A 14,136-nucleotide genomic window follows, 5' to 3' on the forward strand; every position below is an offset into this window, starting at 1 on the left:
AATGGCTTCTACAACCCGCGCCGGAGACACTCAGCTTTGGGCTGCAAAAGCCCCGTCGTCTTCGAAAGAAAAGTGGCCTAAACGAGCACCTGGCGCGGCGCAAAAACGGGACAGGTCCAAAGGGGCTTCGTGAAGCGCGAGTACTTCGACCTCGATATCTTCGACACCGGGTCCGCGGCCCGTAACGGCATCGACAGGTAGACCGACGTCTGCAATATCGATGGCCCGTGTGCGGGGCTCGGCGGCAGAACAGCGGTCGGAGTAATCAGGGCCCAGACCCAACGGGGCCGGCATGACCACGAGGCAAGCCTTGCAGCGCCGCGGATCTGTCCCGAATACGCCAGATATCGCTCAGCCGGTGGATCCCGGTGTGTCTTGCAGGTCGTAGATGCCCCCGGTCAGCCAGGCCGGCCAGTCGCGTTCGAAAAAGGCTTTCGCGGTCTCGTCGAAGGGTCGGTTGGGTCGGGTCGAGACCTTGATCCGACCTTGGTCGAGCCGCACGAGGATCTGCTCTTTCTGGTCGGCCTGCCGCTCGCTGCGAAAGCGGTAGGCGTCCAGCGGTCCGGAGCGGGCCTGCGGCAGCGCATCGCCGTCGGGCTCGCAGATCGCGCGCGCGCCGCGGCTGCCGCCGCCGTTCTCGATGTAGTGGTTCAGCGCCGCGAGCACGGCCTCGGAGGCCAGCGCCATCTGCTGCCATTGCAGCACGCGGGCAACCTGGCCGGGCCGGTCATGGCCGAGACCGTTCTGCCGGATCGCGCCATTGAGGGCCGTGGCGGCCTTCAGCGCATTGCGGACCGCGTCGGGCGTGCAGATGATCCCGGCATGATCGCTCATCCGCGCCTGCACTTCGGCGCGGACATCGCGGTAGGACAAGGGGCTGTCGGTGGAGAGAGCCGAGGTGATATCGGCCACGGCGCCTGAAATCACTGTTGTGATGTCGCCATCTGCCGGATGCGCGGACCGGCCACTGGCCGCCAGATGTTCGGCGACCCGGGTGCCGAAGACCTGGCCAGCATTTAGGGCAGACCCGCCTGGGCGTGTGACACCGTGGGTGCCGGCGGCTTCACCGACCGCGTAGATGCCGGAGATGTTGCTCCGCCCCCAGGTGTCGACGGCAATGCCGCCGTTCATGTGCTGGTTGTTGACAGCGAATTCCAGCGGATCGGCGGCGATGTCGACCTTGTAGCGGCGATAGAGCTCGATCGCGAGCGGGTTCATGTGCCGCAGCCGGTCGATCGGTTGCACCTGGTCGGCCCCCGCGGTGCCGAGATAGGTCGCGACATCCTCGTCCAGCCGGTCGAGGCTGAAGGGCAGATCCCCCGGCACGGGCAAGGGGTTGCGGTTGAAATCCATGAACACCCGCCGGCCCTTCTGGCCCTCCCGGAAGATGGCCAGATCGACGAGGCTCGATCTGAAATCCAGCATCCGGGTGGCATGGAACGGCCATTGATAGCCTTTGCGGAAGACGTTCGAGGCCAGCTCCTGCGTGGTGCGATAGTAGTCTGCAAGGAAGTGGTGTTCGGTCCCCGTCTCGTCCACCGAGTAGATATGCGGGATCGCCTGCACATAGGTGCCCGACAGGTTCCACGGAAACCCCTCGCGCCGCGTGCCGATGCCGAACTGGCTTTCGGTCAGGTTGACGAGTTCGAGCCCGGCCTCCAGCGCCATCCCGAGCGAGCCGAAACAGCCGTTGGGAAAGACGCTGTCGCGGTAGAGCTCGCCGGGCCCACCGGCGGCGAGGATGAGCGCCCCGGATTGGAACGCGACAAGGCCCAGCGGGTTGTCGTCGGTCTGAAACCTTGGCTGGATCGCGAGGATGCCGACGGTGTGGCGCGTTGCCCCCGCACCTTCGGTCAAGATCTTCACGGCGGTGGTCTGGTTGAAGAACGGGATGCCAAGCCGGATCGCCTCTTGCGCGAGCACCTTGACCATCAGGCGCGAGGTGCGCGGGCCACAGCTGGTGGCCCGGCCAGTCTCGTCATGGTCGGTCTTGTAGCGGAGCGTGCCGCCAAGCGCATCCTGCGGCAGCGGCAGGCCGAGATATTGCAGCGACGCCATGGCGCGGGTCGACCCGACCGCCTCGATATAGGCCGTGTCCTCGTCCATCGCCCCGCCGGCGCGGATCGCGCGCGCCATCGCCTTGAAATCGTCGCCCTGGTCCGAGGTGTTGGCGGTGTGCAATGTCTGCTTGTCCGAGCCCGAGCAGGCAGAGGTGCCGCCCCAGGCGCTCTGGCTGATCACCGTGACGTCGCCGCCGCGGCGTTTCAGCTCGACGGCAGCGCGCAACCCGGCAGCGCCGCTGCCGACAATGACGCAGCCACAGCGATGAACCGGCACCACGTGCCCGTCCAGACGGATCGTCTCGTCCAGCTCCGAAGGCGGAACCAGGCGCGGCATGTCCACATCGGTCAGCGCGTCGAGAATGTCTTGCGGGATGCGGTTCGTCACTGGACTCATCCATAGCTGATGGAACGTTCCAAATCAGGTAGCATGCGCGTTCGCGGGGCGTCAACCTCTCTGCTTGACCGATTTGGAACGTTCCATTATCCATCGAGTATGGAACGTTCCAGTTCACGGATGAAAGGACAAGCGCGTATGACACCGATCAAGGTTGCCGTTCTCGGCGGGTCCGGGTGGATGGGCAAGGTGCACACAATGGCCTATCAGACATTCCCGCATTTCTTCGGCCCCTCCGGTGGCACCGCCGAGGTCGCGATGATCGTCGAGGCCAATCCCGCGGCCGCCAAGGACCTGCAGGCACGGGCGCCGGGCGCGATAATCACGCAGAACTGGCAGGAGGCCATCGCCGATCCCGAGATCGACCTGATCGACATCTGTCTGCCCGACAGCCTGCACCATGAGGTGGCCAAGGCCGCCCTTCTGGCCGGCAAGCATGTCTATTGCGAGAAGCCGCTGGCCGACACCGCCGCGGAGGCCCGCGAACTGGCAGATATCGCGCGGGAAAAGGGCGTCATCACGCGGGTCGGCCATGCCTTTCCCTGCAACCCCGTGCACCACCTGGCCAAGGAGATCATCGACGCCGGCGAGATCGGCGAGATCAAGATGTTCCGCGGTTGCCAGCATGTCGACATGTACGGCGATCCGCTGGCGCCCTTCATGTGGCGCGCCGATGGCACCAAGGCCCCGACCGGGATCGTTGGCGATACCGGGTCACATGTCTTCAGCTTCATGGATTTCCTTGTCGGCCGGGTCAGCCGCCTGATCGCCGACAACCTGATCGTCACGCCGCGCCGCCCGGTGGTGGACGGGGTCGGCTATGGCGAACAGGGACAGCTGGATGGCTCCGAGGACTGGGCCGAGGTGACCAATCCGGATGCCACCAACCTCCTCTGCCGGTTCGAGAACGGCGCCAGTGGCGTGGTCGATTTCAGCCGCGTGGCGACCGGTCGCAAGTTCATGCAGACCTACGAGATCTACGGCACCAGGGGCAGCCTCGCCTATACCTATGACGAGGTGAACCGGCTGCGCGTCTATTCCAACGACGACCGCACCGGCCGGCAGGGCTTCCGCCATATCGACGTGGGGCCGGAAAACGAGACCTTCCGGGCCTTCCTGCCGCTGCCGAATTTCGCATTGGGCTATAACGAGTCGAAGATCATCGAGGCGGCCGAGGTCATCCGCTCCATCACGTCCGGGCAGCCGCAATGGCCGACCTTCGAGACCGGTCACCACATCGCCCAGATCGTTGATGCCTGCATGGAATCCTCGCGGACACAAGCCTGGGTCGACATCCCGCCTAGTTGAACCGCGCCGTCAGCTGTCCGGGTCGCTCGAGGCCCGGACGGCAAGGCTGACCGGGGTGCGGGTCTCAGGGGGCGGTGTCTTGCCGTCCTCCAACCATGTCACCACCTTGCAGGCCGCCGTCTGGCCGATCGCGGCAATGTCACAGCGCACCGAGCTCAGCGCCGGGTAGGTCTGGGCCACCTCCTCGATATCGTCGAAACCGACGATGCGGACATCCCGGCCCACCTCTCGCCCGGTCTCGTAACAACCCGAGAGCAGCCCGAGCGCCACCAAGTCGTTGAAACAAACCGCGGCGTCCACGTCCGGATGCTCGGCGGACAGGAGCCGTGCCGCATCCCGCCCGAAGGCCCGCGTTGCGCGGCCGGTCAGGACACAGGGCTCCAGCCCGTGTTCCCGCAGCACGTCGAGGTATCCGGCCTTGCGTTCCTCGGTCACCTCGCGCCCGTCCAAACCGCCGACAAATGCGATGCGGCGCGCGCCCAGCTTGATCAGATGCTCGCTCGCGGCGCGACTGCCGGCGACGTAATCGGGCGCGGAGAAGGGAAACAGTTCTGTCCGGTCATCGATGCGCCGCAGCATCTGCAGGGCCGGGATCCCCGCGCGGGCGATCGCATCGAAAGTGCCTGACGGACCATAGGCCGGGCAGAGGATCAGCGCCGAGACACCGTGTTCGATCATCGCGCTGACCACCTGGTCCTGCAGCTCGGGGCGTTCGTCGGTGTTGGCGACGACCGCCGAATACCCCCGTTCGGACAGCGCCATCTGGAGAGAGGTGGCGAATTCGGTGAAGAACGGGTTGCGCAGATCGTTGATCACCAGACCGATCAGCCCGGCATTGGACGAGCGCATGTTGGCCGCAGAGCGGTTGTAGACATAGCCGATCTCGGCCATCGCCGCCCGGACATGCTTGCGGGTTTCCTCGCGCACCGAGGGGCTGTTCTGCAACACAAGGCTGACCGTGGATTTCGACACGCCCGCATGCTTTGCCACATCGATGATCGTCGGGCGTCGGCCAGCCGTCATGTTCGTTCAACCCCGTTATGGCGCCGCCGGGCCCCGCAGCCGGGCCTCTCCCGTCTTTAGACCGAGGCGACCCGCGGCCGCAATTCCCTAGACGTCGACCGGCAGATCGAAGCAGAGGATACCCTCCTTGCCGTCCACCGCGTGGTCCACCAGCTTCGCGCCAAGCGCCTGATGCTCGGGATGATCCTGGTAGGCCTGCAACCCGTCCCAATCACTAAAATCCGCAACGAAGCCGTGCATGTAGCCGCGCTCCATCTTCTCCGGGCTATCGCTGCGTCCTGAGGTGATGCCGATCAGACCGGGCAGCTTGTCCTCGATCCGGTGCAGTTCCTCGAAGAGTTCGGCGATTTTCGCCTCGCTCACGTCGGGGCGGAACCGGATCAATACGATATGTCGGATCATGTCTTATCCCATCATGTTGTCTTCTTTGATCATGTCGGCGGCCTTTTCGCCGATCATGATGGCGGCCGCGTTCGTGTTGGAGGAAATCACCGTCGGCATGATCGAATTGTCGACCACGCGCAGCCCCTCGATCCCGTTGAACCGCAGCCGCGTGTCGACGACGGCGGCCGCGTCCGGCCCCATGCGGCAGGTCCCCGCGCAATGGTGCGAGGTCTTGGAATGGACGCAGATGAAGTCGAAATACTCCTGATCGGTCTTCACCTCCGGCCCGGGCAGGCGTTCGGCGAGGATGTATTTCTTGAGCGGGCCCTGCGCGAGGATTTCCTGCGTCAGCTTCAGCCCGCGGATCGACATCTCGCGATCCAGCGGGTCGGCCAGGTAGTTCGGGTCGATCAGCGGCGCCTTGGCGGGATCGGCGCTTTGCAGCCGCACCGTGCCCCGCGACCGCGGGCGCAGGTAGCAGGAGTTCAGCGTCACACCGCCCTGCGGCATCGCCGCGACGCCATGTTCGATGCCGGTGCCCAGCCCGAGATGGAACTGGATGTCGGGCGAGCGCGCGTCGGGGTCTGCGTACCAGAAGCCGCCGGTTTCAAAGAGCGACGAGGCCACCGGGCCCTTGCGGCCGAACAGGTACTGCAGCCCCGCAACCGCCGCCCAATGCGGCTTGGCATAGCGGTCATAGCTGTAGGGCCCGCTGAGTTCGCTGATGCAGTAGAGGTCCAGATGGTCCTGCAGGTTGGCGCCGATCTGCGGCTGGTCGTGGACCACGTCGATGCCCAGCTCTGACAGGTGATCCGCCGGGCCGATGCCCGAGAGTTGCAGCAGCCGCGGCGAGCCGACGGCGCCGGAGCAGAGCAGAACTTCGCTCTTGGCCGCCAAGCGCGTGCCGTCGGCCAGTTCGACACCGGTGGCGCGGCCCTTCTCGACCACCAGCCGACGCACCTGCGCGCCCAGCTTCACCGTCAGGTTCGGGCGATTGCGGTTCGGCGTGACATAGGCCATCGCCGCCGAGGAGCGCCGCACATTGCGCTGCGTCAGCTGGTAGTAGCAGACGCCGTCCTGTTTTTCGCCGTTGATGTCATGGTTGCGCGGGATGCCCAGCTCGGCCGCCGCCTCGAAATAGGCCTCGCAGATCGGCAGCGGCGCACGCGGCTCGCTGACCCCCAGCGGGCCGCCCTTGCCGTGATAGTGGTTCTCCCAGGTCTGGTTGTCTTCGGCCTTCCTGAAATAGGGCAGCACGTCGTCATAGCCCCAACCATCGCAGCCCATCTGCCGCCAGTCGTCGTAATCCTGCGGATTCCCGCGGGTGTAGATCTGGGCGTTTATCGCCGACCCACCACCGATCACCTTGGCCTGTGTGTAGCGGAACACCTTGTTTGCCATGTGCTTTTGCGGAACCGTGTCCCAGCCCCAGGACCCGATGCCCTTGGTCATCTTCGCAAAGCCCGCTGGCAGATGATAGAACGGGTGCCGGTCGCTGCCGCCCGCTTCCAGCAACAGGACTTCGACCGAGGGATCTTCGGAGAGGCGTCCGGCGAGGACGGACCCGGCCGAGCCGCCGCCGATGATGATGAAATCGTAGCCTTTGGACATGGTGCTTTCCTGAAAGTTGCGGCGGATGTGGCGGGCGGCCGCCTGCTACGCCGCGAGGTCGTGTTGAGCGATGTGCTCGCCCGCGCGGATGGCGAGCGCTGCGATGGTCAGCGCGGGGTTGACCGCGGCCGATGTCGGCAGGATCGAGGCATCGAGGATGAAGAGGTTCCGGTGATCGTGGCTGCGCCCGAAACTGTCGGTCACGCTGGTGGCGGGGTCGGTTCCCATCCGCGTCGTGCCGCATTGATGCGAGGGCGTGCGCCGGTCGAAGGGGCGCGAGATCACGATCGGATAGCCCGCCTTGCGCAGGGCGCGCTTCAACCTGGCCACCAGCGCCAGATGCGCCTCCCAGTTCGACCGCTTCCAGTCCAGCACGATCCTACCGTTGTTTAGAGTCACGCGGCTTTCGGGGTTCGGCAGATCCTCGGACATCGCATAGAGATCCACCGACCGCCGCGCGATCCAGGTTGCCACCGGGCCCGGCAGCGGCGACGCGGCCCGCAGGATCGGCCCGGAGATCTTGCCCAGAAGCTGGATATTGCCCAGCGGCTCGCCATTCGGGCCGCCGGTCAGGTAGAAATCGTTGACCATCAGCGTCTTCTGGTAGACCGACGGGTTCCTGCGCAACGGATGCAGCGCCAGAACGGCCGAACAGTTGTGGTTCATGAAGTTGCGCCCGACCTGGTCGGAGCTGTTGGCCAGACCGTTCGGATGCGCCGCGTCCGCCGAGGCCAGAAGCAGTGCTGCGCTTTGTACCGCGCCCGCGGATAGGACGACGGTCTTTGCCGTGATGACCTCGCCGGTGTCGAGTTCCACCCCCGTCAATCGGCCGTCCCGGGCAACACGCAGCCGTGACACCCGGCTGTTCGTCCGCAGCGACACGTTGCGATGCGCGAGGGCCGCGCGCAATCCGCCGCTTTCGGCGTCCAGCTTGCCCCCGGTGGTGTCGGGAAAGGCATCCCAGGGCGTCTTGGCCCGCGACAGCCATCGGTCGAGATCCACCCCGAGCGGGAGGGAGGCGGGGTGCAACCCGACCGATGACAACCGCGCCCGCAGATCAGAGATCGCGGGCTCATCCGGGACCGGCCCGAATGCATAATCCGAGGAACGCGCGGGGTCGGTCGGGTCTTCGCCCGAACGCCCGCGCACAGCGTAAAGCTGCTCCGCCTTGCCGTAGAACGGCTCGAGCGCGTCATAGGAGATCGGCCAGCCCGTTGTCGTGCCGCCCATGTGACGCAGCGGGCGGAAATCCTCGGCGCGGTAGCGCAGCAGCACCGCGCCGTAGAATTTCGAGTTGCCGCCGACATTGTAGTAATTGCCCGGGTTGAAGGGCGTGCCGGATCCGTCCAGCCATTCCTCCGACGGGCGGTAATGGCCCCTGACGAAGATCGCCTCGTCGTCGCGGTCATGCGCCGAGGGGCGCAGGTGATCCCCCCGCTCGAGGATCACGATGCGGCGACCGGTCGGGGCAAGGGTGGCGGCAAGCGTCGCCCCGCCCATGCCCGACCCGACAATCACGATATCCGCCGCATCGCTCATTCAGGAGATCCGCGCTTCGGTCTCGGGATCGAAAACCACCGCCTTGTCCATGTTGATGGCAAAGGGGAAGCTCTGCCCGGCCTGCACGTCCACGTCGGCCCGGAACCGGCCGGTGACCTCCTTGCCGCCCATCTGGGTGACGACAAACGTGTCGGACCCGGCCGGTTCGGTCACCTCCACATGCGCCTCGACCACGTGCACGGATTGGCTGTTGCGGTCGGCCCCGTCGCGGTCGGTGATCGCCTCGGGACGCAGGCCCAGGACGATGTCGCGGCCCTCGTGACGTTCGAAGCCGCGCCCCTCGGCAAAAGGCAGGGTCGCCTCTGCGCCGCCGACCAGTTTCGTCCGGGCCACGGCGCGGCCGTTTTCCACCGCGATGGTCGCGGGAAAGAGGTTCATCGAAGGCGAGCCCATGAAACCGGCGACGAACATGTTGGCCGGGTTGTCATAGATCTCCTTGGGCGTGCCCAGCTGCTGGACATGGCCGCCATACATCACCGCGATCCGGGTCGAGAGCGTCAGCGCCTCGATCTGGTCATGGGTGACATAGACGATGGTGGTCTTGAGCTTCTGGTGCAGCTTCTTGATCTCGGTCCGCATGTCGACACGCAGCTTGGCGTCGAGGTTCGACAGCGGCTCGTCGAAGAGGAACACGTCAGGGTCGCGCACCAGCGCCCGGCCCATGGCGACGCGCTGGCGCTGCCCGCCCGAGAGCTGCCCCGGCTTGCGGTCGAGCAGGTGCTCGATCTGCAGCAGCTCGGCCACCTCCTTCATGGCCTTGTCGCGCTCGGGCTTGGGCACGCCGTGCATCTCCAGCCCGAAGACGATGTTCTGGCCGACATTCATGTTGGGGTAGAGCGCGTAGGACTGGAACACCATTGCGATGTTGCGATCGGCCGGGCGGACCCCGTTCATCGAGCGGCCCTTGATGGCGATATCACCCGTGGTGATGTTCTCCAGCCCCGCGATCATGTTCAGCAGCGTGGACTTGCCGCAGCCGGACGGTCCGACCAGCACGAGGAACTCTCCTTCCTCGATCGAAATGTCGGTCTCGTGCAGCACCTTGACCGCACCGTAGGACTTGGTGGCGTTCTTGATATCGAGAAAACCCATGGGATTATCCTTTCACGGAGCCAGCCATCAGACCGCGGACGAAGTAGCGGCCGGCGACGATGTAGACGAGCAGGGTTGGCAGGGCGGCCATGATGGCGCCGGCAAAGTGGACGTTGTATTCCTTAACGCCCGTCGAGGACTGGACGAGGTTGTTGAGGGCCACGGTCATCGGCTGGCTGTCGAAATCCGAGAACGAGGCCCCGAACAGGAAGTCGTTCCAGATATTGGTGAACTGCCAGATCACGCAGACCACGGCGATCGGGCCGGAAGAGGGCAGCATGATGCGCCGGAAGATGGTGAAGAACCCGGCCCCGTCGATCATCGCCGCGCGCACCAGCTCGGTCGGGAACTGCTGGTAGTAGTTGCGGAAGTAGAGCGTCGAGAATCCGATACCGTAGACAAGGTGGACGAAGATCAGCCCCGGCACGGTGCCGGCGAGACCGACGATCCCGAGCATCCGCGCCATCGGGATCAGGACCATCTGGAACGGGATGAAGCAGCCGAAGAGCAGCAGGCCGAAGATGATCGTGTCGCCCCGGAAGCGCCACTTGGTCAGCACGTAGCCATTGAGCGCACCAAGCACGGTGGAGATCGCGACCGCCGGCACCACCATGACAATGGAGTTCCAGAAGAACGGCTTCAGGCCGGTGGCCTCGACGCCGATCTGCGCGGTCGACCACGCGCTGGCCCAGGGGGCGACGGTCCACTCCTCGGGCAGCGACATCATCCCGCCCGCCTGGATCTCGCTCAGCGGTTTCAGCGAGTTCACCACCATGACGTAGAGCGGCAGCAGGTAGTACAGGCAGAAGAGGATGAGCAGCGTGTAGATCACGAAACGCGATCCGGCCCCGGTGCGCACCACGGTTGCGGTTGCATTGGAGGACATCACTTCTTCTCCCTGAGCTCGGAATAGATGTACGGCACCATGATCGCGGCAATCGCCATCAGCATGATCGTGGCCGAGGCGGCGCCGATGCCCATCTGGTTCCGGGTGAAGGTGTAGGAATACATGAAGGTCGCCGGCAGCTCGGTGGCCGTCCCCGGCCCGCCCCCGGTCAGGGCGATGACCAGGTCGTAGGACTTGATCGCCATATGCGCCAGCACGACAAAGGCCGACATGAAGGCGGGGCGCAGTTGCGGGATGACGATCCGGCGGTAGAGGGCCCAGTTCGAGGCCCCGTCGATCTGGGCCGCCTTCAGCACCTCGTTGTCGATGCCGCGCAGGCCGGCGAGGAACATCGCCATCACGAAGCCCGAGGTCTGCCAGACCGCGGCGATGACGATGGTATAGATCGCCATGTCACCGTCCTTGATCCAGTCGAAGGTGAAGCTTTCCCAGCCCCAGGACCGCACCACGGCCTGCAGACCGATGCCCGGATCGAGGAACCATTTCCACGCCGTGCCGGTCACGATGAAGGACAGCGCCATGGGATACAGGTAGACGGTGCGGATGAAGCCCTCGGCGCGGATCTTCTGGTCCAGCAGGATCGCCAGGGCCAGTCCCAGCGCACAGCAGATCACGATGTAGAGCGAACCGAAGATCAGCAGGTTGCTGACCGCCGTGTCCCAGGCGCGGATACGGAACAGCTTGGAGTAGTTGCTCCAGCCTTCCCAGCCATAGGATGGCAGGATGCGGCTGTCGGTGAAGGAAAGGTAGAAGGTGAAGATGATGAAGCCGTAGACGAAGATCAGCACCATCGCGAGGCTCGGGCTGAGGACGATCTTGGGAAGGGCTTCGCGCAGCCAGTCTCTGCCGGCGTTCTGCGGGCGTGCGGATACCTCACGCACGTCGGGTGCGATCTGAGTCATGGCATTTCTCCATGGGAGGCGTGGGAAAGCGCCGGGCGGCGCTTTCCCGAAAGGTGCGGGTTACTGCGAGAGCTCGACCGCGAGCACCAACTCTTCGACGGCGGTTTCGCTGTCGTATTCACCGTTGAAATGCGCGGTGATGACGTCATACATCGCGTTCTTGACCGAAGCCGGGTTGGCGTGCCCGTGGCCCATCGAGCCATAGAGATTGCCGCTCGACGCGGCCGCCTTGAAGTCCTCGTAGGCCTTCTGGCCGCAGGCATCGAGCTCGCCCGCGTCGAGGTCGGTGCGCGCCGGGACCGAGCCCTTGACCTTGTTGAACGCGATCTGGAAGCCCGGCGACATGATCGCCTTTGCCAGCGCGGCCTGCTCGTCCGAGACGCTGTCACCCTGCGCGAACATGGCGAACTGGTCGGAGTTGAAGGTCACCTGGTCCTGGCTGCCCGGGAAGCGGAAGCAGAGGAAATCCTCGCCCGGGACCTTGCCGGCATTGAGGAACTCGCCCTTGGCCCAGTCGCCCATCAGCTGGAACGCCGCTTCCTTGTTGATCACCATCGCGGTGGCAAGGTTCCAGTCGCGGCCCGAGAAGTTGTCGTCGACATAACCGCGCAGGGTGCCCATGCGGTCGAAGACCTCTTTCATCTGGTCCGAACCCAGCGCCTCGGGGTCGAGGTCGATCATCGACGCCTGGTAGAACTCGGGGCCGCCGACGGACAGCACCACCGCATCGAAGAAGGTGGCCTCCTGCCAGGCCTGGCCACCATGGGCCAGCGCGGTATAGCCCGCGTCCTCGGCCGCCTGCAGCGCCGCGGTGAACTCGTCCCAGGTCTGCGGCTCCGACAGGCCCAGCTCGTCCATGATGGCCTTGTTGGCCCAGACCCAGTTGGTCGAGTGCACGTTCACCGGCGCCGAGACCCACTGCCCGTCATAGGTGGCGAATTTCTGCAGCGCCGCGGGGATCACCTCGTTCCAGTTGCCCTCTTCGGCAATCTCGTTGAGGTTGGCCAGCGCGTCCTGCTTCGCCCAGTCGGTGATGTCGAAGCCCAGCATCTGCACGGCAGTGGGCGGGTTGCCCGAGGTGACACGGGCGCGCAGCACGGTCATCGCCTGGGTGCCGCCGCCACCGGCGACCGGCATGTCCTGCCAGCCGATGTCCTGGCCCGACAGGTCGTCCTTCAGCACGTTCAGCGCCGCGGCCTCGCCGCCCGACGTCCACCAGTGCAGAACCTCAACGTCCGCGGCCTGCGCCATGGACGCCGAGGCCATCAGTGCGGCCGCCAGAGTTGTCGTCTTTCCGAAGTATCCACGCATAAAGGTCTCCTCCCATTCTTGCGTTGGTTGACCGGCATCCCTGCCAGGGATGTCAGGCCGTTTTCACCCAAGGTGCCCTGGTGCGACCGATGCGCATGACCAAGGATTTCACCTCGAGGAATTCCTCAAACCCGTAGCGCCCGATTTCGCGACCCTGGCCGGATTCCTTCATCCCGCCGAAGGCGAGCTCGGGAAATCCGTCCATCCAGGTATTGGTCCAGACCGTGCCGGCTTGGGCCTTGCGGCTGAAAGCAAGGCAGGTATGGACGTTCTCGCTCCAGACGCCCGCGGACAGACCGTAGGTCGAGTCGTTCGCCAGAGCAACGGCCTCTTCGAAATCGCGGAACGTCAGCACCGTCAGCACCGGGCCGAACACCTCTTCGCGGACGATCGGCATGTCGGGCGTCACGCCGCGCACGACGGTGGGCTGGTAGAACTGGTTGCCCAGCCCCGGCACGTCCAGCACGCCGCCGCCAAGACAGACCTCGGCCCCCGCCGCGACCGCGTCGTTGACATAGCCGTCGATCTTGGACCGGTGTTCCTCGGTCACGATCGCGCCGACCTGGGTGTCGGGGTGCATCGGGTTGCCGAACACCACCTTGCGCGACAGCGCGACGACCCGCGCCACGAACTCGTCGGCAATATCCTCGTGCACGATGATGCGGCTGGACGAGTTGCAGCATTGTCCGACATTGAAATGGACACCGAAGGTCACCGCGTCGGCCGCGTCATCGAGGTTGGCATCGGGGAAGATCACTTGCGGGTTCTTTCCGCCAAGCTCCAGCGCGACCTTCTTGAGCGTATCGCCCGCCGACTTGGTGATCCGCTTGCCCACGGCGGTCGAGCCGGTGAAGCTGACCATGTCGACGTCCCGGTGCGTGCTCATCAGGCTGCCGACGGGATCGCCGTAGCCCAGCACGATGTTGCAGACACCCGCGGGCAGGCCGGCCTCGGCCAGCATCTCGCCCAGCATGGCGGTGGTCGATGGCGTCACCTCGGAGGGTTTGACGACGCAGGTACACCCGGCGGCCAGCGCAAAGGGCAGCTTCTGGCTGAGGATCCAGAACGGGAAGTTCCATGGCGTGATGATCGACACGACGCCGATCGGCTCCTTGAGCACGACGCCGAGGATGTCCTCGCCCAGCGTGTTGTGGCTGTCGCCATGCATCGTGCGCGCCAGCGACGCCGCGTAGCGCCAGAGATCCGCCGCGCCGCCGCATTCGCCGCGCGACTGGCTGATCGGCTTGCCGCTTTCCAGCGTTTCGATCACCGCGAGCCGCTCTTCACTGGCCTCGATCAGGTCGGCCACCTTGTTGAGGATCACTGCCCGGTCCTTGCCCGACAGGCCGCTCCAGCGGCCATCATCGAACGCCGCACGGGCGGATCTGATCGCCGCCTCCGTCTCGGCCTCGGAGCCGAGCGCGGCCTGGCTGACGACGATGCCGTGCGAGGGCGAGACCCGCTCGGAGGTCCGGCCATCGGCGCTGTCGGCAAACACACCGTCGATGAAATGCCGCGCGTGGTAGGGCGCCTCGGGCATGTCGACGGTCTGCTCGGCAAGGATGTTGAGATCCAGCATGT

General features: G+C 65.3%; 11 protein-coding genes. 1 reads left to right on the plus strand and 10 read right to left on the minus strand.

Features of this window, described 5'->3' with window-relative positions:
- Positions 1-351 precede the first annotated feature (351 nt).
- The gene (locus AVJ23_RS09705) at positions 352-2,457 is read right to left on the minus strand and encodes an FAD-dependent oxidoreductase (RefSeq protein ID WP_205626846.1); all 2,106 of its coding nucleotides are present in this window, start codon (positions 2,455-2,457) and stop codon (positions 352-354) included.
- Between the two features lie 138 nt (positions 2,458-2,595).
- On the opposite strand from AVJ23_RS09705, the gene AVJ23_RS09710 reads away from it, so the two are divergent.
- Positions 2,596-3,765, plus strand: coding sequence for a Gfo/Idh/MocA family protein (locus AVJ23_RS09710; RefSeq protein WP_058861997.1), 1,170 nt, complete (start codon positions 2,596-2,598; stop codon positions 3,763-3,765).
- Positions 3,766-3,774: 9 nt separating this feature from the next.
- On the opposite strand, the gene AVJ23_RS09715 is transcribed toward AVJ23_RS09710, so the two are convergent.
- The 9 genes from AVJ23_RS09715 to AVJ23_RS09755 form a co-directional block, all read right to left on the minus strand.
- Positions 3,775-4,788 (minus strand): LacI family DNA-binding transcriptional regulator, encoded by a 1,014-nt coding sequence (locus tag AVJ23_RS09715; protein ID WP_058861998.1) that lies wholly within the window; start codon positions 4,786-4,788, stop codon positions 3,775-3,777.
- An 87-nt stretch (positions 4,789-4,875) separates the two neighbouring features.
- Positions 4,876-5,190 carry a Dabb family protein gene (locus tag AVJ23_RS09720; RefSeq protein ID WP_058861999.1) on the minus strand — a complete coding sequence of 105 codons (315 nt, stop codon included), beginning with the start codon at positions 5,188-5,190 and terminating at the stop codon, positions 4,876-4,878.
- A gap of 3 nt (positions 5,191-5,193) precedes the next feature.
- Positions 5,194-6,783, minus strand: a complete 1,590-nt coding sequence (locus AVJ23_RS09725; protein ID WP_058862000.1) for a GMC family oxidoreductase — start codon at positions 6,781-6,783, stop codon at positions 5,194-5,196.
- Positions 6,784-6,828: 45 nt separating this feature from the next.
- On the minus strand, positions 6,829-8,322 hold the full coding sequence (locus AVJ23_RS09730) for an FAD-dependent oxidoreductase (protein WP_058862001.1): 1,494 nt from the start codon (positions 8,320-8,322) through the stop codon (positions 6,829-6,831).
- On the minus strand, positions 8,323-9,435 hold the full coding sequence (locus tag AVJ23_RS09735) for an ABC transporter ATP-binding protein (RefSeq protein ID WP_058862002.1): 1,113 nt from the start codon (positions 9,433-9,435) through the stop codon (positions 8,323-8,325).
- 4 nt (positions 9,436-9,439) lie between these two features.
- A complete protein-coding gene (locus tag AVJ23_RS09740) occupies positions 9,440-10,321 on the minus strand; it encodes a carbohydrate ABC transporter permease (protein WP_058862003.1) in 882 nt (293 codons plus the stop codon).
- Complete coding sequence (locus AVJ23_RS09745) at positions 10,321-11,133, minus strand: carbohydrate ABC transporter permease (RefSeq protein WP_240484609.1); 813 nt, start codon at positions 11,131-11,133, stop codon at positions 10,321-10,323. Before AVJ23_RS09745 ends, AVJ23_RS09740 begins: the two co-directional genes overlap by 1 nt.
- Before the next feature lie 171 nt (positions 11,134-11,304).
- Positions 11,305-12,555: an ABC transporter substrate-binding protein gene (locus AVJ23_RS09750; RefSeq protein ID WP_058862005.1), complete on the minus strand. Its 1,251-nt coding sequence runs from the start codon at positions 12,553-12,555 to the stop codon at positions 11,305-11,307.
- 52 nt (positions 12,556-12,607) lie between these two features.
- Positions 12,608-14,134, minus strand: coding sequence for an aldehyde dehydrogenase family protein (locus tag AVJ23_RS09755; protein ID WP_058862006.1), 1,527 nt, complete (start codon positions 14,132-14,134; stop codon positions 12,608-12,610).
- Positions 14,135-14,136: the final 2 nt, after the last annotated feature.

Origin of the sequence: Pseudoponticoccus marisrubri (genome assembly GCF_001482405.1) — a bacterium.
Taxonomy (GTDB): domain Bacteria; phylum Pseudomonadota; class Alphaproteobacteria; order Rhodobacterales; family Rhodobacteraceae; genus Pseudoponticoccus; species Pseudoponticoccus marisrubri.